The 21497-nt window shown below is 64.7% G+C and carries 18 protein-coding genes; 9 read left to right on the top strand and 9 right to left on the bottom strand.

Annotation, left to right across the window (positions count from 1 at the left end; translation table 11 throughout):
* Nucleotides 1–74: 74 nt before the first annotated feature.
* Nucleotides 75–584: a tyrosine phosphatase family protein gene (locus tag EOD07_RS01730; protein WP_071074320.1), complete on the top strand. Its 510-nt coding sequence runs from the start codon at nt 75–77 to the stop codon at nt 582–584.
* An 18-nt stretch (nt 585–602) separates the two neighbouring features.
* Here the strand turns inward: EOD07_RS01730 and EOD07_RS01725 are convergent, their stop codons facing one another.
* Together EOD07_RS01725 and EOD07_RS01720 are read right to left on the bottom strand one after the other, a co-directional pair.
* Nucleotides 603–1400 (bottom strand): creatininase family protein, encoded by a 798-nt coding sequence (locus tag EOD07_RS01725; RefSeq protein WP_127233697.1) that lies wholly within the window; start codon nt 1398–1400, stop codon nt 603–605.
* A gap of 61 nt (nt 1401–1461) precedes the next feature.
* Nucleotides 1462–1845 (bottom strand): RidA family protein, encoded by a 384-nt coding sequence (locus EOD07_RS01720; RefSeq protein ID WP_127233696.1) that lies wholly within the window; start codon nt 1843–1845, stop codon nt 1462–1464.
* Between the two features lie 252 nt (nt 1846–2097).
* Between EOD07_RS01720 and EOD07_RS01715 the strand changes: the two genes are divergently transcribed.
* The 7 genes from EOD07_RS01715 to EOD07_RS01685 all read left to right on the top strand — a co-directional run bounded on the left by EOD07_RS01715 (nt 2098) and on the right by EOD07_RS01685 (nt 9100).
* Nucleotides 2098–3102 (top strand): ABC transporter substrate-binding protein, encoded by a 1005-nt coding sequence (locus tag EOD07_RS01715; protein ID WP_073985911.1) that lies wholly within the window; start codon nt 2098–2100, stop codon nt 3100–3102.
* A gap of 15 nt (nt 3103–3117) precedes the next feature.
* Entirely contained in the window at nt 3118–3939 is an 822-nt protein-coding gene (locus tag EOD07_RS01710) for an ABC transporter ATP-binding protein (RefSeq protein ID WP_127233695.1), read from the top strand.
* Nucleotides 3926–4777, top strand: a complete 852-nt coding sequence (locus EOD07_RS01705; protein ID WP_127233694.1) for an ABC transporter permease — start codon at nt 3926–3928, stop codon at nt 4775–4777. The genes EOD07_RS01710 and EOD07_RS01705 overlap by 14 nt, the downstream gene beginning before the upstream one ends.
* 450 nt (nt 4778–5227) lie before the next feature.
* A complete protein-coding gene (locus EOD07_RS01700; protein WP_127233693.1) occupies nt 5228–6529 on the top strand; it encodes a cytosine deaminase in 1302 nt (433 codons plus the stop codon).
* On the top strand, nt 6529–7932 hold the full coding sequence (locus EOD07_RS01695) for an FAD-binding oxidoreductase (RefSeq protein WP_127233699.1): 1404 nt from the start codon (nt 6529–6531) through the stop codon (nt 7930–7932). Before EOD07_RS01700 ends, EOD07_RS01695 begins: the two co-directional genes overlap by 1 nt.
* Complete coding sequence (locus tag EOD07_RS01690; protein WP_164772023.1) at nt 7932–8513, top strand: NAD(P)H-dependent oxidoreductase; 582 nt, start codon at nt 7932–7934, stop codon at nt 8511–8513. Before EOD07_RS01695 ends, EOD07_RS01690 begins: the two co-directional genes overlap by 1 nt.
* Nucleotides 8513–9100, top strand: a complete 588-nt coding sequence (locus EOD07_RS01685; RefSeq protein ID WP_127233691.1) for an NAD(P)H-dependent oxidoreductase — start codon at nt 8513–8515, stop codon at nt 9098–9100. Before EOD07_RS01690 ends, EOD07_RS01685 begins: the two co-directional genes overlap by 1 nt.
* Nucleotides 9101–9142: 42 nt before the next feature.
* Here the strand turns inward: EOD07_RS01685 and EOD07_RS01680 are convergent, their stop codons facing one another.
* The 4 genes from EOD07_RS01680 to EOD07_RS01665 are packed head-to-tail and all read right to left on the bottom strand — an operon-like array spanning nt 9143 to nt 15827.
* Nucleotides 9143–11590 carry an FAD-dependent oxidoreductase gene (locus EOD07_RS01680; protein ID WP_127233690.1) on the bottom strand — a complete coding sequence of 816 codons (2448 nt, stop codon included), beginning with the start codon at nt 11588–11590 and terminating at the stop codon, nt 9143–9145.
* Nucleotides 11587–12768: a pyridoxal phosphate-dependent aminotransferase gene (locus EOD07_RS01675; RefSeq protein ID WP_127233689.1), complete on the bottom strand. Its 1182-nt coding sequence runs from the start codon at nt 12766–12768 to the stop codon at nt 11587–11589. The genes EOD07_RS01680 and EOD07_RS01675 overlap by 4 nt, the downstream gene beginning before the upstream one ends.
* Nucleotides 12768–15221 carry an FAD-dependent oxidoreductase gene (locus EOD07_RS01670; protein ID WP_127233688.1) on the bottom strand — a complete coding sequence of 818 codons (2454 nt, stop codon included), beginning with the start codon at nt 15219–15221 and terminating at the stop codon, nt 12768–12770. Before EOD07_RS01670 ends, EOD07_RS01675 begins: the two co-directional genes overlap by 1 nt.
* Nucleotides 15222–15239: 18 nt before the next feature.
* Nucleotides 15240–15827: an XRE family transcriptional regulator gene (locus tag EOD07_RS01665; RefSeq protein ID WP_116397969.1), complete on the bottom strand. Its 588-nt coding sequence runs from the start codon at nt 15825–15827 to the stop codon at nt 15240–15242.
* Between the two features lie 237 nt (nt 15828–16064).
* Here EOD07_RS01665 and EOD07_RS01660 point away from each other — a divergent pair, with 237 nt between their 5' ends.
* A complete protein-coding gene (locus EOD07_RS01660; RefSeq protein WP_127233687.1) occupies nt 16065–16769 on the top strand; it encodes a nitroreductase in 705 nt (234 codons plus the stop codon).
* 14 nt (nt 16770–16783) lie between these two features.
* On the opposite strand, the gene EOD07_RS01655 is transcribed toward EOD07_RS01660, so the two are convergent.
* From EOD07_RS01655 to EOD07_RS01645, 3 genes are all read right to left on the bottom strand, one after another.
* Nucleotides 16784–18166: an MFS transporter gene (locus EOD07_RS01655; protein ID WP_245469763.1), complete on the bottom strand. Its 1383-nt coding sequence runs from the start codon at nt 18164–18166 to the stop codon at nt 16784–16786.
* Between the two features lie 209 nt (nt 18167–18375).
* Nucleotides 18376–18963, bottom strand: a complete 588-nt coding sequence (locus EOD07_RS01650) for a sarcosine oxidase subunit gamma (protein WP_127233698.1) — start codon at nt 18961–18963, stop codon at nt 18376–18378.
* Nucleotides 18964–18970: 7 nt separating this feature from the next.
* Nucleotides 18971–21497, bottom strand: a 2527-nt coding sequence (locus tag EOD07_RS01645) for a sarcosine oxidase subunit alpha family protein (protein ID WP_127233685.1), incomplete at its 5' end; no start/stop codon positions are given.

Raw genomic sequence — 21497 nt, 5'->3', positions numbered from 1 at the left:
GAGTGGCAGCGTCTTGAAAGCGCGCTTGCCGCCTGGGCCTCACGGCGCGAGGATGGGCCGAAGGAGATCGAAAGATGATCCACGTCTGTTCGCTGTCGAAGGTCGACGAAACGGTGGCAAGGACCGGTGCGCAGCGCTTGCTGTCGCTGCTTGCAGCTGGCACCGAGGTGGTCCGCCCGGCTTCGATCCCGGCGGAAAACCACCTGCATCTCGTCATGCACGACATCGCCGTCGCGCAGGAAGGCATGACGATGCCGGGCGAGGAGCATGTGCGGGCCTTGCTCGACTTCGCCTATCGCTGGGACCGGGCAAAGCCGATGGTGGTGCATTGCTATGCCGGCGTCAGCCGCTCGACCGCGTCGGCCTACATCATCGCGACGGCACTTTCGCCAAAGCGCGACGAGATGGAACTCGCCAAGACGCTGCGCTTTCTCTCGCCGACGGCGACACCCAATCCGCGGCTGATCGCCGTCGCCGACATGCTGCTTCAGCGTGACGGCCGCATGATTACGGCGATCGAGGCGATCGGGCGTGGCGCTGATGCTTTCGAAGGCATTCCCTTTGAACTGGGGATTGAGGCCTAGGTCAACGCGAACACGCCGCTACGACAGCCAGTCGGCAAGCTTCGCCTTACGCACATCCCTGACCAGGTTGATAAAACCGTCGGCCTGCATTTCCGCCGTCAGGCGGCCCTTCTCGGCCGTAGCGATGGAGGCGTCGCCGACCACGCCGTTCGGATTGAGGTCGCTGGCGATCCAGGCGAAGGCGTGCGTTCCGGTGTGGCGCAGCAGGCCGAATTCCTTTTCGGCGCGGCCGACATTGGAGACGAAATTGTCCGCCTTGCTCATGTCGACGAGGTCGGGCCGGAAGTGCAGCATCAGCGAGGTCTCGACGTCGCCGCCATGGATGCCGTGACGGTCCTCGAGCTCGGTATACATGCCGGCCGGGCGGCCGAAACGCTGCCAGCTCGTCTTCACCGACAGCATTTTGGCGCGCACGCGCAATTCGCGCGAAATGATGCCCATGATCTCTTCATTGCCGCCATGCGAATTGACGATGATCAGCTTTCTCACCCCGGCGCGGGCGACCGACAGGCCGAGTTCCGTCCAGGCGTCGACCAAGGTGGTGGCGGGCAAGGTGAGCGTTCCCGGCGCATGCAGGTGCTCGTTCGACTTGCCGACCGCCTGCACCGGCAGGATGCGGATGTCGAGGTCGTCGGGCAGGCGCGCGATCACCGTCTCCAGCATGCCCATCATGATCGAGGTGTCGGTCGATACAGGCAGATGCGGGCCATGCTGCTCGATCGCCGCAACCGGCAGCACGGCGATGGTCGCCTCGGCGTCGATCGAGGCGTATTCGGTCGTCCGGTAGTCACCCCACCACACGCGTTTTGTCGTCACTTTTCGTCTCCCGAAGGTCTGATTGGGATGATCTAAAGCGCCTCGCGGTTGCGGGCAACCATCAGCCGGCGGCAAGCACCTCGACCTCGACCTTGAACTCCGGGCGAGCGAAGCCGGAAACGATCATCAGTGTCGATGCCGGCGCGGGATCGGAAAAGAGCCGGTTGCGGACATCCATATAGGCCCGCAGGTGTTCGCGGCCGGTGACGAACGCGTTGATGCGCACGGTGTCGTTCAAGGTCAGCCCGGCCTCGCTGAGGATCGCGGCGATGTTCTTGAAGCAAAGCTCGGTCTGCGCCCCTGCATCGTCCGGCACGGTATCGTCGGGCCCGATGCCCAATTGGCCCGAGCACAGCACCAACCGTTTTCCAGCGGGTATTTCAACGCCGTGGCTGTAGCGGGCAAAGGGCGGCTTGATGGTCTTGGGCGCGAGGTATTTCAGCATGGCATTCTCCTGTGCGCCTTGAGACTAAGGCTCGATTCATGAAACCTTCAAGATGCGGTGCATGCCGCCAGGGCGATTATGGACAGGCGTCCAAAAAATGGGCACGATGCCTTTCGTACAGCATGACCCTTCCGGTCTCGGCAATGACTGCCGCGCAAGCGGGCGGCCCGGGTGGTGGCATGTGTCTTGCTTCTTGAACCAATGGTGTCGAGCCCAGCGCGTTGCGCGCCGGAGCCAAGAGAGGGTGAGTTTATGATCGGAAACAGGAAGATCCTGGCGGGCTCGATCGCCTTGCTGGCGGCCGGCACGCTGAGCGCTGCCGCGAACGAGAAGGTTACGTTCGGCACCAACTGGCTGGCCGAGCCGGAACATGGCGGCTACTACCAGGCCGTCGCCGACGGCACCTATGCCGCCTGTGGCCTCGACGTCACCATCATGCAGGGCGGACCGCAGGTCAGCGGGCGGCCGATGCTGCTTGCCGGCAAGATCGATTTCTACATGGGCGGCAATCTGCTTTCGGCCTTCGATGCCGTGCAGCAGGGCATTCCGATGCGTGTCGTCGCTTCCGACTTCCAGAAGGATCCGCAGGTCATCATGTCCCATCCGGGAGAGGGACTCGACAAGTGGGAGGATCTCAAGAACGCCGACCAGTACATCATGGGTGACGAAGGCGCGCAGACCTTCTTCCAATGGATGGTCACCGATCTCGGCTTCGACGCCGCTAAGCGCGTGCCCTATACGTTCAACCCGGCGCCCTTCATCGCCAACAAGAAGTCGATTCAGCAGGGCTATGTGACGTCCGAGCCGTTCGCGGTGCAGAAGCAGGGCGGCTTCACGCCGAACCAGTTCCTGCTCGCCGACTATGGCTGGGATACCTATTCGACCACCATCGAGGTGATGCAGGACACGATCGACAAGCGGCCGGAGGTGGTGCAGTGCTTCGTCGATGGTTCGGCCAAGGGCTGGTACAAATATCTCTACGGCGACAACAAGGCCGCCAACGAGATGATCAAGAAGGACAATCCGGACATGACGGATGAGCAGATCGCCTTCTCGATCGAGCAGATGAAGAAGTTCGGCGTGGTCGATTCGGGCGACTCCGAAAAGCTCGGCATCGGCACCATGAACGAAGCGCGCATCCAGAGTTTCTACGACAAGATGGTCAAGGCCAAGGTCGCGCAGCCGGGCATCGACATCAAGAAGGCCTATACGCTGGCCTTCATCAACAAGGGTGTCGGGCTGGAGCTGAAGAAGTAGGGCGGCCTGCCTGAGATGATCCAGGAGAAAGTGGCTGAGACGCGGGCGGCATCGGGCGAGGCCCCGATGCTGCTTGCGTTGCGCAATGTCGGCAAGGTCTTTTCCAACGGTGTGACGGCGCTGAGCAAGGTGGATCTCGCGATCCGCGAAGGCGATTTCCTCAGCCTGCTCGGTCCTTCCGGCTGCGGCAAGTCGACGGCGCTTCGGCTGATCGCGGGCCTGTCGACGCCGACCTCCGGCCAGCTCGACTGGCGCGGCTCGATCGACCGCTCGAACACCGGCTTCGTCTTCCAGGAACCGACGCTGCTGCCCTGGGCCAGCGTCTTCGACAATGTCTGGCTGCCGCTCAGGTTGAAGGGCGTGTCGCGCGCCAGGGCGGAGCCGGCCGTGCTGGAGATGCTGTCGCGCGTCCATCTCACCGGCTTCGAGAACGCCGTGCCGCGCGAGCTTTCCGGCGGCATGAAGATGCGCGTCTCGATCGCGCGGGCGATGGTGACGAAGCCGCGCATCCTTCTGATGGACGAGCCGTTCGCGGCGCTCGACGAGATCACCCGCTTCAAGCTCAACAACGACCTTCTGGAGCTGTGGCAGGACGAGCGCTTCACGGCGGTCTTCGTCACCCACAGCGTCTTCGAGAGCGTCTTCCTGTCCAGCCGCGTCGTCGTCATGGCCGCGCGCCCTGGCCGCGTCCATGGCGAGCTTGCCATCGACGCGCCCTATCCGCGCGACGAGGCGTTCCGCACCTCGCCCGACTATGCCGCGCTTTGCCGGCAGGCCTCGGACGCGCTGGTCGACGCTATCAACTCAACCGCCGGATCCCCTTATGACGGCCATTGACGACACCACGCTGAAGCTCGATCCGGAAGAGGCGCGCCGTGCCCGCCAGGAGCGGCTGGAGCGCATCGGCAAATGGGTGCTGCCGCTGGCGATCATGGTGCTGGCGATCGTGCTGTGGGACCGCATCTGCGTCTGGAACGAGATCCCGCAATATATCCTGCCGCGGCCGGGCGTGGTGCTGCAGACGCTGCACAACGACGCGGGCCTGCTCTTCTCCTCGCTGCTGGTGACGCTCAGGATCACCTTCCTCAGCTTGGCCCTCGCCGTCATCGGCGGCGTCGGGCTGGCGGTGCTGTTCGCGCAATCGAAATGGGTGGAGATGTCGTTCTTCCCCTTCGCCATCGTGCTGCAGGTGACGCCGATCGTCGCCATCTTCCCGCTGATCAACATCTATGTGAACAACCAGACCGTCAAACTGCTGCTCTGCGCCTGGATCGTCGCCTTCTTCCCGATCCTGTCCAACACCACGCTCGGGCTGAACTCGGTCGACCGGAACCTGCGCGACCTGTTCAAGCTCAACGGCGCGACGCGCTGGCAGCAATTGCGCTATCTGCGGCTGCCGGCGGCGATGCCCTATTTCCTCGGCGGATTGAAGATCGCCGGCGGCCTGTCGCTGATCGGCGCGGTGGTGGCGGAATTCGTCGCCGGCGCGCAGGGGCAGTCGTCGGGCCTTGCCTCGCGCATCATCGAGGCCGGCTACCGGCTCAACGCGCCGCGCCTGTTCGCGGCGCTGATCCTGATCTCGCTCACCGGCATCCTGATCTTCCTGGTGCTGTCGCTGGTGTCGCATCTCATCCTGCGCCGCTGGCACGAGAGCGCTCTGAAACAGGAGCATTAGGGTGGTTTGCGTGATTAAGAACGGTGATGGCCTGGTTGGGCCAGAGACACAGCGAACAGGCGTGCGGAGACATCGCGAACAGTTTTGCACCGCCGCATTCTTCGGTAACCGTAACGGCATGGATCCTCGGGTCTGCGCGTCCGCTTCGCTCCCGCTCCGCCCTAGGATGACGAAGGACAGGACGGCATATGCAAATCGCCGATGCTGGAGATTTGTAGGAGCCGCGGTATCCCAGACGTTTGCGATTGGTGGCGGCATCCTTTCTCTTCGTCATCCTAGGGCGGAGCGGGAGCGAAGCGGACGCGCAGACCCTAGGATCCATGCCGTTCCCCTTGAGCTTAGCGGCGGTGCAAAACTGTTCGCGATGTCTCCGCACGGCCGTTCGTCGTGTCTCCGATCCAGCCGACCCCTTCCGGGAACGGTGTTGCATAGAACAGCGGGGGGCAGGCCTTGATCCCAACCTCCGGTTCTTATCGACTGGCTAACGTTCGGCTTCACCGATCCCTCACGCCGGATCTTGCCGCTGCTTTCGACCAGGATGGGTTTGCACTAGCCGACATTACCGTCGCCGATGGCAAGATCGCCGATCTTGCCCCGCACGGCCGGGCAGTGGCGCAACCCGACGCGATCGACCTTGCCGGCCGGATCGTGCTGCCGTGTTTCGTCGACTGCCACACCCATATCGACAAGGGGCATATCTGGCCGCGGAAGCCCAACCCCGACGGCACCTTCATGGGCGCGCTCAACGCGACCGGCGCCGACCGCGCCGCGCGCTGGAGCGCCGAGGATGTCGCGCGCCGCATGGATTTCTCGCTGCGCTCGGCCTACGCGCACGGCACCAAGGCCCTGCGCACGCATCTCGACAGCGTGCCGCCGCAGGAGGAGATCTCCTGGCCTGTGTTCGAGACGATGCGGGAGAAATGGCGCGGGCGCATCGATTTGCAGGCGGCCTGCCTGCTCGGCATCGAGGGCGTGCGCGACAAGGCCTGGTTTGAGCGGCTGGCGAAGCGCGTCGCGGTGGCCAAGGGTGTGCTCGGCGTCGTCACCTATATGGTGCCCGATCTCGAGGAACTGCTCGACCAGGTGTTCGCGCAGGCGATCGAACACGGGCTCGACCTCGATTTCCATGCCGACGAGACCGACGACGTCGCGGCGATCTCGCTGAAAAAGATCGCCGAGGCGTCGCTGTGGAACAGTTTCGAGGGCAACATCCTGGTCGGCCATTGCTGTTCGCTGGCGCGCCAGCCGGACCTCGAGGTGCTCGACACGCTGGACAAGGTGGCGAAGGCGCGGCTCGCCGTGGTGTCGCTGCCGATGTGCAACCTCTATCTGCAGGACCGCCGCAACAACGGCACCACCCCGCGCTGGCGCGGCGTGACGCTGCTGCACGAGATGAAGGCGCGCGGCATCAAGGTGGCGGTCGCTTCCGACAACACGCGCGACCCGTTCTACGCCTATGGCGATCTCGACATGCTCGAAGTCTACCGCATGGCAACACGCATCCTGCATTTCGACCACCCCGTTGGCGACTGGCCTAGGGCGGTGGCGGCAACGCCGGCCGAGGTGATGCGGCTCGACGGCGCCGGCACGCTGGCCGCGGGCGGCAGCGCCGATTTCATCGTCTTCAAGGGACGGAACTGGACGGAATTGCTGTCGCGGCCCGAATCGGATCGCATCGTGGTGCGCGAGGGCAGGGCGATCGAACGCCAGCTGCCCGATTATGCCGAACTCGACGAATTGATGGTGGGATGATGGATATCGCAGCGCTGAAGCGCGATCTCGACGGGATCAAGGTCGACGACCATCCGGCCATCGTCCAGCAGAAGAGCCGCGACTTCTACTGGTACAGCCCGGTGCTGAAGGCGCAGCTCGATCACATCAAGGGCGACCTGATCGTCACGCCGAAGAACGAGGCCGAGGTCATCCGAGTGCTTGCCGCGTGCCACCGGCATGGCGTTCCGGTGACGCCGCGCGGCAGCGGCACCGGCAATTACGGGCAGGCGATGCCGCTGTCGGGCGGCGTGGTGCTGAACCTCGCCGAGATGAACGAAATCAAGACGATCGCCTCGGGACGGGTGGTGACTGGGCCGGGCGCAATCCTTGCCGACATCGACAAGGCGACGCGGGCGCATTCCGGACAGGAGCTCAGGCTCTCGCCCTCGACATACAACACCGCCTCGATAGGCGGCTTCATCGCCGGCGGTTCGGGCGGGGTCGGCTCGATCAATTTCGGCGGCCTGCGCGATTTCGGCAATGTGCTGCGGCTGCGCGTCGTGACCATGGAGGCCGAACCGAAGGCGATCGAGCTCACCGGCGAGGACCTGCATAAGGTCACGCATGCCTATGGCACCAACGGCATCATCACCGAGGTCGAGATGCCGCTGACCGCCGCCTATGAATGGGTCGACGTCATCGTCGGCTTCGATACTTTCATGGGCGCAGCCCGCTACGGCAACGCGCTGGCCTGCCAGGACGGCATCCTGACCAAGCTGATCACGCCGATCGCCGCACCCGTGCCGCAGCTCTATTTCAAGCGGCATCAGAAGTTCCTGCGCGAGGGACAGAGCATCTGCGTCGTCATGGTGGCGCGGCACGGGCTCGACGCCTTCCTTGCCTTCACCCGGCGCGCCGGCGGCGAGGTCATCTTCAACGCGGCAACCGCGACGGACGAGGACAAGAAGGGCCTGCCGCCTGCCTATGAGCTCGCCTGGAACCACACGACGCTGAGGGCGCTGCGCGTCGACCCGTCGATCACCTATCTGCAGTCGCTCTATCCGTTCCCCAACCAGCTGGCGCTGGTCGAGAAGATGGATGCGATGTTCCCGGGCGAGGTGTTCTCGCATCTGGAATTCGTGCGGCTCGACGGCAACATCACCTGCTTCGGCCTGCCGCTGGTCAAGTTCACCACCGAGGCGCGGCTGGACCAGATCATCCGCCTGCATGAGGAGAACGGCTGCCCGATCTTCAATCCACATCGCTACACGCTGGAAGAGGGCGGCATGAAGCAGACCGACGAGATCCAACTTGCCTTCAAGCGCGAGACCGATCCGCAAGGGCTGCTCAACCCCGGCAAGATGATCGCCTGGGAAAATCCGGACTACGATTATCGCTCCGGCCGGACGTTCCTGTTCAAGGGCCTGCAAAGGGCGAGTTGATGAACATCCTCGTGCTCTTCGCTCATCCGGTGGAGACCAGCTTCAACGCCGGCCTGCACAAGACGATCGTCGAGCGGCTCGCCGCGGCGGGCCATGCGGTCGACGACTGCGACCTTTATGCCGAGGATTTCGATCCGCGGCTGACGCGCGCCGAACGGCTCGGCTACCACGACCCGCGCGGGCCGAACGACGCGGTCGCCGGCTACGTGGAAAGGCTCCAGAGAGCCGAGGCGCTGGTGCTGTCATTTCCGGTCTGGAATTACGGCTATCCGGCGATCCTGAAAGGCTTCTTCGACCGCGTCTTCCTGCCCGGTGTGTCGTTCAAGCTGGTCGACGGCAAGGTGCGGCCGACGCTGCACAACATCCGCAAGATGGCGGCCGTCACCACCTATGGCGGCAGCCGTTTTCGCGCCATGCTGATGGGCGACCCGCCGCGCAAGATCGTCAAGCGCATGCTGCGGGCCACCATCAAACCCGGTGCTCCCGTTTCCTATCTCGCGCACTATTCGATGAACCTGTCGACTGACGAGACGCGCAGCTCCTTCATGACGAAGGTCGCGGCCACAATGGACGCCTTCTAATGCGCGTGCTGGTGGTCTATTGCCATCCGGTGCCGGAAAGCTATTGCGCGGCGATCCGCGACACGGCGGTGGAGGTGCTGAGGGGGCGAGGCTGGGACGTGCGCCTGCTCGACCTCTATGCCGAGAATTTCGATCCGGTGATGAGCTGCGAGGAGCGGCGCTTCTACAACGACCGGGCGCCGCACGATCCGGCGCTCAAGCCGCATTTCGAGCACCTGCAATGGGCCGAGGCGATCCTGTTCATCTATCCGACCTGGTGGTACGGCCTGCCGGCGATGCTGAAGGGCTGGTTCGACCGGGTCTGGGCGACCGACATCGCCTTCAAACTGCCCGCCGGCAAGGGGCGGATCACGTCGCTGATGCGGCATGTCACCAGGGTCGGCGTCATCACCACCTGCGGCGCGCCGACCTGGTGGAGTGTCGTCGTCGGCCAGCCAGGCCGTAAGACGATCTTGCGCGGCATGCGGGCGCTGTGCGCCACGCGCTGCAAGACGTTTTTTCTGGCGCATTATCTGATGGATTCGTCCACGCCGAGGAGCAGGGCGGCGTTTCTGGTGAAGGTAAGGGCGAGGCTGGAGCGGTTTTGAGGGCCAGTTTTCCCTTCTCCCACAAGGGGAGAAGGGGAAGCGCTACATCTTCACCCGCTCCGCCTTCGGATCATACATCGGCCTCAGCGACGCTTCGGCTGCAAATCGCTCGCCGGCAATCTCGACCTCGTAGGATGAGCCCAGCACATCCGCCTCGCTCTGGCCCTCACAGGGCACGTAACCCAGGCCGATCGCGCCGCCGAGGTGGTGGCCGTAATTGCCTGAGGTGATCGGGCCGACAATCCGGCCGTCGCGCAGGATCGCTTCGTTGTGGAAGAGCAGGGGCTGAGGGTCCTTCAGGCGGAACTGCACCAGCCGGCGCGACAGGCCGGCTTCCTTTTTCCTGAGCACCGCGTCGCGGCCGATGAACCCGGCTTTGCTCGTCTTCACCGCGAAGCCCAGGCCGGCCTCCAGCACATTGTCCTCATCGGTGATGTCGTGGCCGAAATGGCGGAAGGCCTTTTCGATGCGGCAGGAATCGAGCGTATGCAGGCCGCAAAGCTTCAGGTCGACATCGGCGCCGGCTTCGGCAATCGCCTCGAAGACATGGGCCGCCTGCTCGGTCGAGACGTAGAGTTCCCAGCCGAGCTCGCCGACATAGGTGACGCGATGGGCGCGGGCGAGCCCCATGCCGATCTCGATCTCCTGGAACGTGCCGAACGGATTGGCCTCGTTGGAAAAATCGTTCGGGCTGACCTTCTGGATCAGGTTTCGCGCCTCCGGACCCATGACGCAGATCACGGCTTCGACGGCGGTGACGTCGGTGATGACGACGAACTCGTCGGCGACATGCTTGCGCAGCCAGGCGAGGTCGCGCTGCAGCGTGGCGCCCGGCACGACCAGGAAATAAGCGGTTTCCGAAAGCCGCGTCACGGTGAGGTCGCTCTCGATACCGCCGCGCTGGTTGAGCATCTGCGTGTAGACGATCTTGCCCGGCGCCACATCCATGTCGTTGGCGCAGAGCCGTTGCAGGAAGGCACAGGCATCGCGGCCCTCGACGCGGATCTTGCCGAAGGAGGTCATGTCGAACAGGCCGACGCCGTTGCGCACGGCGAGATGCTCGTCGCGCTGGTTGTCGAACCAGTTCTGCCGCTTCCAGGAATAGCGGTATTCGCGCTCCTGGCCTTCGCGGGCGAACCAGTTGGCGCGCTCCCAGCCCGCCACTTCGCCGAAGACGGCGCCGCGCGCCTTCAAATGCTCGTGCAGAGGCGATCGGCGCACGCCGCGCGAGGTCGCCATCTGGCGGTAGGGGAAATGATCGGCATAAAGCAGGCCGAGCGTCTCCGAGACGCGCTCCTTGAGGTAGCGGCGGTTCTTCTGGAACGGCTGGGCGCGGCGGATATCGACCTCCCAGAGATCGAACGGCGCCTCGCCATCGTTGATCCATTGCGCCAGCGCCATGCCGGCGCCGCCAGAAGAAACGATGCCGATCGAATTGTAGCCGGTCGCCATCCAGTAGCCGGAAAGCTCCGGCGCTTCACCGAGATAGTAGCGGTCGTCCGGCGTGAAACTCTCGGGGCCGTTGAAGAAGGTGTGTATGCCGGCGCTGCCCAACATCGGCATGCGGTTGACGCCCATTTCAAGGATCGGCTCGAAATGGTCCATGTCCTCGGGCAACTGGTCGAAGCAGAAATCCTCACGGATGCCGTCCATGCCCCAGGGTTTCGCCACCGGCTCGAAGGCGCCGAGCATCATCTTGCCGGCATCCTCCTTGTAGTAGGCGCACTCGTCCGGCACGCGCAGCACCGGCAGGCGCGACAGGCCAGGGATCGGCTCGGTGACGAGATAGAAATGCTCGCAGGCATGCAGCGGAATGGTGATGCCGTTCTGCCGGCCAAGCTCGCGCGCCCACATGCCGGCGCAGTTGACGACGATGTCGGTCTCGATCGTGCCTTGCTCCTCGCCCTGCGCCCAGGAGACGCCGGAGACGCGACCGTTCTTCGTGTGGATCTTGGTGACCTTGACGTTCTCGATGATCGTCGCACCGCGCTGGCGCGCGCCCTTGGCCAGCGCCATGGCGATGTTCGCCGGGTCGCATTGGCCATCGAGCGGCAGATGCACCGCGCCGACCACATCCGAGACGTTGAGATGCGGGTACATCTCCTTGACCTCGCGCGGCGAAATCTCGCGCACGTCGACATCGAAGGCGCGAGCCAGCGAGGCTTGCCGGTAGATCTCGTGCTTGCGCTCCTCGGTCAGCGCCACGGTGATCGAGCCGACCTGGCGCATGCCGGTGCCGACATCGGTCTCGGCCTCGAGCTTGACGTAGAGGTCGGCGGAGTATTTCGCCAGCCGCGTCATGTTCTGCGAGCCGCGCAGCTGGCCGATCAGGCCGGCCGCATGCCAGGTGGTGCCTGAGGTGAGCTGCTTGCGCTCGAGCAGCACGATGTCGATCCAGCCGAGCTTGGCCAGATGATAGGCGACCGAGCAGCCGGAGACGCCGCCGCCGATGATGACGGCGCGGGCCTTGCTGGGAATGGTCTTCGTCATGCGGCCTCGCGGCGATAGTTGGAAGCGAAGCGGCGCACGCGAAGCGCTGCTTCCTTGAGGATGGGTTCGGGCTGGCAGAGGCTGATGCGGATGTGCCCGGCGGCTGCCTCGCCGAAGCTCGAACCGGGCATGACGCCGACCTTTTCCTTGTCGAGCAGCGCCCAGGCGAATTTCTCGTCGTCGGGCTCGACGGCGGAGATGTCGAGCATGACATACATGCCGCCTTCGGAGCCGCGCACGGTGACTTCGTTGGCGCCGCGTATGGCATCGAGGAAGATCTTGCGTCGCGCGGCGTAGCGCTCGGCAATGTCCTTCACGCCATAGTGGTTCTCCAGAGCCTCGGCGCAGGCGATCGAGATGAAGGCCGGCAAGCCGTAGGTCGTGACGAGATTGAGGTCGATCATCAGGGCGATCATCGTCTTCGGCCCGGTCAGCCAGCCCATGCGCCAGCCGGTCATGCCGTGGCTTTTCGACATGGAGTTGATCACCAGCGTTCGCTCGGCCATGCCGGGCAGCGAGCGCGGCGAGATGTGCTCGCCGCCGCCAAGCGTCCAGTAGACCTCATCCGACAGCAGCCAGAGATCGTGCTGCTTGCAGATTCCGGCCAGCTCTTCGAGCCGTTCGCGCGAATAGACGGCGCCCGTCGGATTGTTCGGCGTGTTGATCAGGATGGCGCGGGTGTTGGGCTTGAGCGCGGCGCGGATCATGTCAGCGCGGGGTTGAAATCCATCTTCGGCCGGCGTCTCGACCACGGTGAAACTGGCGCCCGCGGCGCTGAAGGTGTTGGGGTAGGTGGCATAATAGGGCGCGACGACAATGGCATGGTCGCCCGGGTCGAGCACGCCCTGCACGGCGGCATAGAGCGCCCCCTGGCCGCCGGCCGTGGCGATGACCTCGTCGGGCTCCGTCAGGATGCCGGTGCAGGCGGTGGAGGCCGCCGCCATCGCCTCGCGCAGGCGCGGCAGGCCGGGGAGCGGCGTGTAGTGATGGTTGCTCTCGCGCACGGCGGTCACGCAGGCCTCGATCGTTTCCGACGGCGTGTCGAAATCGTGGTCGCCGACCGAGAGCACGATGATGTCCTCGCCGGCCTGTTTGCGGTTCCAGGCGGCGAAGTGGACTTCCCAGCCATCCTTGCCGGAAGGCACGATGGCGGTGATGCGCTTGGAGGGTTTCGGCATCAGGCTCTTAACCTCTCATTCTTCGGATCCCACAGCGGCTCGTCCTTCTGGACGACGGCTTTGAAGCGATCGCCAAAAATCTCCACCTCGATCGCCGTGCCCGGCTCCGTGAGATCGGCGCGCAGCATGCCGAGCGCGATCGATTTGCCGACACGGTGGCCCCAGCCGCCCGACGTGGTCTCGCCGACGATCCTGCCGTCATGCCAAAGCGTCGACATATAGGGCGCGTCGCAGTCGCCGGGATTTTCGACGACCAGCGTGACGAAGCGCTTCTTCACGCCCTGCTGCTTCTCATTGAGCAAAGCAGCCTTGCCGCGGAAATCGGGCTTGTCCCATTTGACGAAGCGCTCCAGTCCGCCCTGGAGGATCGAATAGTCGGTCGAAAGGTCGCCCTTCCAGGCGCGGTAGCCTTTTTCGAGGCGAAGCGAATCCAGCGCATACATGCCGAAGTGTTTCAGGCCATGTCTCACGCCGGCGGCCCAGACGGCCTCGAAGACGGTTGTGGTGTCTGTGACCCTGGTGTGGATCTCCCAGCCCAGCTCGCCGGCGAAGGAGACGCGCACCAGCTTCGCCCGGCGTCCGGCGATGATCGTGTCCTGATGCGTCAGCCAGGGCAGCGTCAGATCGGCGGCGCATATCTCGGCAAGGATGTCGCGCGAATTCGGGCCGGAGAGGATTTGCGTGGAATATTCTTCCGTATGATCGGTGAGCGTGAAACCCGCATCGGCCGGCATGCGCGACTTCAGCCATTCGAAGTCGTGCCACTGGGCGACAGCCGCCGTGATCAGCGTCATCCGGTCTTCGCCGTGGCACATGACCGACATTTCGGTGACGATGCGCCCCTTGTCGTCGGAAAAATAGACGAGGCCGATGCGGCCGGGCTTCGGCACGAGGCCGGTGACCTGCAGCGACAGCCAGTCGGCCGCGCCCGGGCCTTCGAGGCTGAAGCGCGAGAAGCCGGGCAGGTCGAGGATGCCGACGGCGTCGCGCACGGCAAGGCATTCCTCGCGCACCGCGCGTTGCCAAGGCCCGTCGCGGCGGAAAGTGAGCGTCGCTTCCTCGGAGGTATCGTCGCCGGGCTTCGCATACCAGGTGGCGCGCTCCCAGCCATTATAGGCGTCGAACTGGCCGCCCAGCGCCTTGATGCGCTCATGCAATGGCGACAGCTTGCGGTTGCGTCCCTCCGGCCAGGCATGACGCGGAAACTGGATGGTGTATTCGTTGCCGTAGATCTCCATGCCCTTGGCGACGCAATAATCCGGCGCCGAGGCGAAGCTGGTGAAGCGGCGCGGATCGCAGGACCACATGTCCCATTCGGTCTGGCCCTCGGTCACCCATTCGGCCAGCACCTTGCCGGCGCCGCCGCCTTGCGCGATGCCGAAGGTGAAGACGCAGGCCTCGAAGGCGTTCGGCACGCCGGGCATCGGCCCGATCAGGGGGTTGCCGTCCGGCGCATAAGGGATCGGTCCGTTGATCACCTTGGAGAGGCCGGCTGTGCCGAGGATCGGCACGCGGGCGACGGCGTCGGCGAGGTAATGCTCGAGACGGTCGAGGTCGTCGGGGAAAAGCTGGAAGGAAAAATCCTCCGGCATCGGATCGTTATGGGTTGCCCAATGCGCGCGGCAATTGCGCTCATAAGGGCCGAGATTCATGCCGCTCTTTTCCTGGCGCAGGTAGTAGGACGTGTCGACGTCGCGCAGCAGCGGCAGCTTGTGGCCCTGCTCCTTCGTCCAGGCGGCCAGTTCGGGGATTTCCTCGAACAATATGTACTGATGGCTCATCACCATCATCGGCACGTCGCGGCCGAACATTTTTCCGACCTCGCCGGCGCGGTAGCCGGCCGCGTTGATGACGATCTCGCAACGGATCTCGCCCTGCGGGGTGGCGACCACCCATTCGCCGCTCTCGCGACGCACGCCCGTGACCGGGCAGAAGCGGATGATCCTGGCGCCCATGTCGCGCGCGCCCTTGGCGAGCGCCTGGGTCAGCTGCGCCGGGTCGATGTCGCCGTCGCTCGGATCGTAGAGCGCGCCCTCCAGCTCATGCGTCTCGATGAAGGGATAGCGCCGCTTGATCTCGTCCAGTCCGACGACGTCGATGTCCATGCCCTGGTAGCGGCCCATGCCCTTGGCGCGCTGGAACTCCTGCATGCGCTCCTTCGTGTGCGCGAGCCGGAGCGAGCCGGTGACATGATAGTTCATCGGATAGTCGACCGCTTCGGCGAGCCCCCGGTAGAGCTCGGTCGAGTAGCGCTGCATGTTCATCAGCGACCAGGACGAAGAGAAGGTCGGCACATTGCCGGCGGCATGCCAGGTCGAGCCGGAGGTCAGCTCGTTCTTTTCCAGAAGCACGCAGTCGGTCCAGCCCGCCTTGCATAGATGATAGAGCGATGAGCAGCCGACGACACCGCCTCCGATGATCACCACGCGCGCCGTGGTCGGCAAACCGGCCATGTTCTCCTCCAAAGTTACTCAATATACCGGCGGCGAAACCACCCAGATGACGACGGCCGGCTCGACGCCAGGATTGCGCCAGCGGAACGGCTTGCCCTCGAAGCGGAACGAGTCGCCTTCGCCGAGACGATGCCAGACGCCGTCGATCTCGATCTCGAACGTGCCCGACGCGACATAGCCCGCTTCTTCCGTCGGACGGCGCGCTTCCGTCTTCAGCTCCGCGCCCGGCGCAAAGACCGAGCGCAGCATCTCGAAGCTACCGCCTAGGTCGGGCGACAAAAGCTCCTCCACCAGGCCGGATTCACTTGTGCCAAGCGAACGGCGGCTGCCGGCGCGCACGACCACGCCGCGCTCCTCTTCGACAGGTACGTCATGGCTGAAGAACAGGCTGATCGGGACATCGAAGAGGCTGGCGAATGCCCTGAGGTCGCTAAGCGAGGGGATAGAAAGACCACGCTCGACCTGGCTGACCCAACCGACCGAACGGCCCAGCTTCAGCGCAATTTCAGCGAGCGTCAGGCCGCGCGCCTTGCGGAGCGCACGGATGTCGCCGGCCAGCAGCCGGTCGCCATTGTCCTGCTCCGATTTGGTTGCGGTCGAGGTCAAAGGTTGCTCGTGAAAAAATCCGGATAAATTTCATGAAGCGGTAAATTCATGAAAAAATCAAGGGGATTTTCATAGGCCACAAGATTTGCTTGCGCGTTTTCGGTCGTTGATGCAAAGGCTCGCGCACGAGCGGCGAGTGGGGCGTCCGGTCGGGGACCAGTTTTAGCTTAGAGTCTGCGGATGGTCGTCAGGGAAAACCGTATTTGCGGTTTCCAGCCATGCGCAAAGGGACGGCCCATGCTTGAGAAGAACATCCGGATCGCATCGGAAGCGGTGATTGTCGACGAGGCGATCACCTCGCGCCGGTCGGTGCGCGCCTTCCTGCCCGACATGGTCGATGACGAGACGATCCGCGCGATCCTGGCGGTCGCCGCGCGTGCGCCGTCCGGCACCAACATGCAGCCCTGGCGCGTCTATGTGACCAAGGGCGAGGTCAAGCAGCGCATCAGCGACGCCATCCTCAACTCCGGCATCCGCGCCGAAAAGGCGGAGTGGGACGAGTACCGCTACTATCCCGACCAGTTCTTCGAACCGTATCTCACGCGTCGCCGCGCCAACGGCTTTGGGCTTTACGGCGCGCTGGGGATCGGCCGGCGCGAGGTCGACAAGATGCGGGCACAGCACGACCGCAACTTCATCTTCTTCGATGCGCCGGTCGGCATGATCTTCACGATCGACCGGAGACTGAACCAGGGCTCGTGGATCGACTACGGCATGTTCCTGCAGAACATCATGGTCGCGGCGCGCGGCAGGGGACTGCATACCTGCCCCCAGGCGGCCTTCGCGCCCTATCACCGCCAGATCCGGCCGGTGCTCAACATTCCCGACGAGGAGATCGTCGTCTGCGGCATGGCGCTCGGCTATGAAGACACGTCGAAGCCGGAGAACGAATTCCGCACCGACCGCGCGCCGCTCGAGGACTGGGTTACGTTCGCGGAATAGTTTCGGCAGAGGCGTCAGTCGGTGCTCATATGCGCGCCGTGTCCACTGACATGCGCGCCGTCCTGCGGCGTCAGCCTCAGATAGGCCGATAGCGCGCAAAGCGTGATCAGGCCTTCGATGACGAACAGGATGCGATAGTCGTTGACGCTGGCCTTGCCGCCGCCGGCAAGCAGCGAGAGCAGCGCCGACGCGAGGCCGACGCTGATCGCCACCGCAAGCTGCCACAGGATGTAATAGAGCGCGCTGAAACGGGCGAGCTGCTCCGGCGCGATGTCCGAATAGGAAAGATTGCCGGTCGAGGCCCATTGCACGGACCTGAAGACGCCGAAGGTGAAGATATAGGCCAGTACGATCCAGGCCGGCAGGCTTTCCTGCATCAGCGCAAAGCCCGCGACCAACAGGGCGACGACCGGCGTGTTGGTGACCAGCACGCGCTTGAAGCCGAAACGGTTCAAAAGGCGCGGCATGAAGAAGCGCATCAGTAGCGACCCGATCGCGGCGACGAAAGTCAGCGATCCGGCCTGTACCGCGCTCATGCCGAAGCCGAGCTGGAACATCAGCGGCAAGAGGAAGACCACCGAGCTCAGGCCGATCGTGTCGAGGCCGCCGCCGGTGAGGAAGGAGATGCGGAAGGTGCGGATGCGCAGCAGGTTGAGATCGAGCAGCGGGTTGCGCGCGCGCAGGCAATAGAAGGCGGCAACTGTCAGGATGACGATCGCCAGGCCGAGCTCGATGCCGATGAGGCTGCTTGCGGCATCCTTGGCGGCAAGCGAATCCATGCCGAAGACCAGCAGGCCCATGCCACTGCCGACGAGCAGGAAGCCCGGAAAATCGAACGGCGTGCGCACCGGCTTGGTCGTCGTCGGAAACAAGGAGGCAGCCAGAAGCGCCGCGGTCAGCGCGATCGGGATGTTGATGTAGAAGATCCAGCGCCAGGAGACGTAGGTGGTCAGCGCGCCGCCGACGAGCGGTCCGACCAGCGGCCCTGACTGGCCGGCGAGCGAGATATACATGTTGATCTTCAGCGTGCGGTCGCGCGGGAAGCTCGACAGGATCACGACCTGGCCAAGCGTCCCCATCAGCGCGCCGCCGCAGCCCTGCAGTGCGCGCGAGCCGACCAGCATCCAGATGTTTTCCGAAAGGCCGCACAGTGCCGAGGCGCTGGCGAAGACGAGCAGGGCGAAGCAATAGACGTTGCGCAGACCGAAGCGGTCGGCCAGCCAGCCGCCGAGCGGCATGGCGACGATGAGGCTGGCGACATAGACGGTGATCAAAAGGCCAAGCTGGCTTGGCGGGCGGTCGAGGCTCTCGCCGATGCCGGGCAGCGCGGTGACCACGACGTTCTGGTCCAGGCTCGTCATGAACACGCCGCAAGCGACGGTTGCCGGCAACAGCATCGACGGACCCTCCGCCGGAGCAAAGCGGGTCGTGGCCGTCGCCGAAGTCTCAACAGTCATGGAAGGGTATGGTCGAATTGGTTGCCTGAGCGGGCGTTTGCCCTGACAAACGCCCGTGATTCCTTACCTATCGCGCCTGCTGGCCCAACGCTCAAGCAGCAGTTGTATCCGTCGATAGTGCCAGATTGCAGGCTGGACCAAGGTCGATCCTATTGCACCTCGTAGCCGACTTCCTCCGAGGCGTGGCACAAGGCCTTCCAGAACGAGCGCGCGAAGGAGCGGAAGACGTAGATGTCGAACTGGTCGGCGCCGCTGCGCTGGATCTGGGCGAAGATGTCGTGATGGTTGGTCGAGCGGCCGGCGCCGAGCGGGAAGGCGGGCAAGGCGAAGTCGATGGCGAAGAACTTCGCCATCACCCATTCGGCCTTCGGGCCGGCGATACGGATCGCGGTGCGGCCGTGCGAGAGATCGGTCAGCGTGCCGATGACCGGCGTGATCGATCCGGCAAAAGCCTGAGCCAGGCCCTCGGCCTCGTCCACCACCGTGAATTTCCCCGGCGCGAAGCCGAAGGCGGCACGGCCGCCGCTGCTCACGCCGCCGCCGGCGCCGTCGGGCAAAGCGAGCCCGGTGACCTTGCGGACAATCTCGATCAGCCGCTTCTCTTCGCCCGGCCAGGCGGCGAGCTGCAGGATCGAGCCTGGCCGCGTCTCGGACAGGATGACATCGACGCCATGCTCGAAATTGCCGTGCGAACCCGGATGATACTCCGGCTCGAGCGGCGACTGGCGTTCAGGCAAATGTTGCTCAGCCATGCATGCGGCTCCCGTCCGGATCGTAGAAATGGTTGGAGACGATCTCGACCGGCCCGAACCGGTTTCGCAGCGGGTCGGAGACGAAGGCGCGGGTCCCGTGGCGCGCCTTGCCGCCCTTGACCAGGGCAAGCGCAATATATTTGCCCAGCGCCGGCGAATAGCAGCAGGCGGTGATATGACCGAGCGAGTCGTGCGGATTGGCCTCGTCCAGTTCCTCGACGATATGGCCGCCGCCATTGAGCGGACGGTTGTCGAGGGCGACCAACCCGACCAGCTCGAGCCGGTCGGGAGCGATCAGGCCTTCGCGGTCCATCATGGCCGAGCCGATGAAAGGCTTCTTCTTCGACAGCATCCAGTCGAGATGGAGGTCGCGCGCGGTGGTCCGGCCATCGATCTCGGCGCCGGTGACATGGCCCTTCTCGATGCGCATCGTGCCCAGCGCCTCGAGCCCGTAGGTGACAAGGCCGAAAGGCTTGCCGGCCTCGATCAAGGCTTCCCAGACATGGGTGCCGTAGCCGGCGCCGGAATAGACCTCGAAGGCCATCTCGCCGGAGAAGGACAGGCGGCAGATCATCACCGGGACGCCGGCGATCCGGCCACGGACGATGCCCATGAAGGGCAGGGCGGCGTTGTCGACGGCGGTGCCGGTGACGCAGGAAGCAAGGATGGCGCGCGCGTTCGGGCCGCCGATCGCAGCGCCCGCCCATTCGTCGGTGACGGAGGTGACTGTGACCTTCAGCTCCGGCCAGATGACGTCGAGGAAATATTCCAGATGCTGCATCACCTTGCCGGCATTGGCGGTGGTGGTCGTCATCAGGAATTCCTGCTCGCCGAGCCGCCAGGTGGTGCCGTCGTCGAAGGCAAGCCCGTCCTCGCGCAGCATCAGGCCGTAACGGGCCTTGCCGACGGCCAAGGTGGAAAACATGTTGGTGTAGACGCGATCGAGGAACTCGGCCGCGTCGGGTCCCTGCACCGCGATCTTGCCCAGCGTCGAGACGTCGACGATGCCGGCGCTTTCGCGAGTCGCCCTGGCCTCGCGGACATAGGCCTGCTCGACCGTCTCGCCGGCGAGGCCGTAGATCATCGGCCGGTACCAGAGGCCGGCTGAATACATCCGCGCGCCGTTGGCGAGGTGCCAGTCGTGCATCGGCGTCAGCCGCTCGGGCTTGAGGTCGCCGAAGCGTTCGGCGGCCAAGGAGCCGATCGACACCGCCGTATAAGGCGCGCGAAAGCGCGTCGTGCCGACCTCGGGGATCGGCTTGCCGAGCGCCTCGGCCATGATGGCGAGGCCCGGGACGTTGGAGTTCTTGCCCTGGTCGGTCGCCATGCCGAGCGTGGTGTAGCGCTTCAGATGCTCGACCGAGACGAAGCCTTCACGATGCGCCAGCCGCACGTCCTCGGCGGTGACATCGTGCTGGAAGTCGACGAAACTCTTGCCCTTGGCCTTGATCTCGAAGACCGGCGCCGGATCGGGATTACCGGGGGCAGCCTCAACGATGGGCAAGGGCGTGGATGACTCTGCCCCGCCGGCCGCCTGAAGACCGGCCGCTCGGCCTTCGGCGATGGCTTCGGCGGTCGAAAAACTGCCGGTGAAAGCGCCGGCACCGATCCATCGTTGCGTCGGCTTTGGCGGCAGGAATGCCTGCCGGGCCGGGTTCCATTCGGCCTTCGCGCCAGCCTGGCTGGCGAGATGGATGGTCGGCGACCAGCCGCCAGAGATCAGAAGGCTGTCGGCATGGATGCTGCGCTCGTCGCCGCTCAGCGCGCCGCTCATGGCGTCGAAGCGCTGCACCTTGAGGCCGGTGAGAGCCTTGCCGCCTTCGGTCGCAACCACGGCGTGGCCGGCCAGCAGCTCAGCCTCGGCATCGCTCGCCAGCCGGCGCATCTCGTTCGAGACGTCGCTTCGGACATCGATGATGGCAACGATGGCGGCGCCGGCCTTCTTCAAGGCGACGGCCGAGCGGTAGGCGCTGTCATTGTTGGTGAAGAGCGCGATGCGCTGTCCAGACAGCACGCCATACTCATTGGCGTAGCGTTCGGCTGCATGCGCCAGCATGACGCCGGGCCGGTCGTTGCCAGGGAACACCAGCGGCCGCTCGAAGGAGCCGGTGGCGAGAACCACCGTGCCTGCGCGGATCGCCCAGTAGCGCTGGCGCGGCTCGCCCTTGGCGGCCACTTCCTTGTGATCGGTCACCCGTTCAAGCGCGGCAAGCGTGTTGCCGTCGTAATAGCCCCACACCGTCGTGCGCGGCAAAAGCCGCACATTGTCGTTGCCTCCGAGCTGCGCAACGGTGCGCTGGGCCCAGTCGGCGGCGGGCATGCCGTCGATGGTTTCACCGGACCAGTTGGCGGAGCCGCCGAAGTGGGCTTCGAGATCGGCAAGGATGACGCGGGCGCCCTGGTCGGCGGCGGCCTTCGCCGCCATCAGGCCGGCCGGACCGGAGCCGACGACCAGCACGTCGCAGAAAGCGTTCATGCGCTCGTAGCGCGCCGGATCGGGGGCGGTGCCGGCCTTGCCC

This window comes from Mesorhizobium sp. M2C.T.Ca.TU.002.02.1.1 (assembly GCF_003997225.1).
Note: the sequence above shows the minus strand (reverse complement) of the source record. Positions and strands in the feature narration are given on the sequence as shown.

Coding starts and splice junctions, on each gene's coding strand:
- EOD07_RS01695 (WP_127233699.1), top strand. CDS start 6,529: ATGGATATCGCAGCGCTGAAGCGCGATCTCGACGGGATCAAGGTCGAC.
- EOD07_RS01710 (WP_127233695.1), top strand. CDS start 3,118: ATGATCCAGGAGAAAGTGGCTGAGACGCGGGCGGCATCGGGCGAGGCC.
- EOD07_RS01690 (WP_164772023.1), top strand. CDS start 7,932: ATGAACATCCTCGTGCTCTTCGCTCATCCGGTGGAGACCAGCTTCAAC.
- EOD07_RS01680 (WP_127233690.1), bottom strand. CDS start 11,590: ATGACGAAGACCATTCCCAGCAAGGCCCGCGCCGTCATCATCGGCGGC.
- EOD07_RS01705 (WP_127233694.1), top strand. CDS start 3,926: ATGACGGCCATTGACGACACCACGCTGAAGCTCGATCCGGAAGAGGCG.
- EOD07_RS01720 (WP_127233696.1), bottom strand. CDS start 1,845: ATGCTGAAATACCTCGCGCCCAAGACCATCAAGCCGCCCTTTGCCCGC.
- EOD07_RS01655 (WP_245469763.1), bottom strand. CDS start 18,166: ATGCTGTTGCCGGCAACCGTCGCTTGCGGCGTGTTCATGACGAGCCTG.
- EOD07_RS01730 (WP_071074320.1), top strand. CDS start 75: ATGATCCACGTCTGTTCGCTGTCGAAGGTCGACGAAACGGTGGCAAGG.
- EOD07_RS01685 (WP_127233691.1), top strand. CDS start 8,513: ATGCGCGTGCTGGTGGTCTATTGCCATCCGGTGCCGGAAAGCTATTGC.
- EOD07_RS01670 (WP_127233688.1), bottom strand. CDS start 15,221: ATGGCCGGTTTGCCGACCACGGCGCGCGTGGTGATCATCGGAGGCGGT.
- EOD07_RS01660 (WP_127233687.1), top strand. CDS start 16,065: ATGCTTGAGAAGAACATCCGGATCGCATCGGAAGCGGTGATTGTCGAC.
- EOD07_RS01675 (WP_127233689.1), bottom strand. CDS start 12,768: ATGCCGAAACCCTCCAAGCGCATCACCGCCATCGTGCCTTCCGGCAAG.
- EOD07_RS01715 (WP_073985911.1), top strand. CDS start 2,098: ATGATCGGAAACAGGAAGATCCTGGCGGGCTCGATCGCCTTGCTGGCG.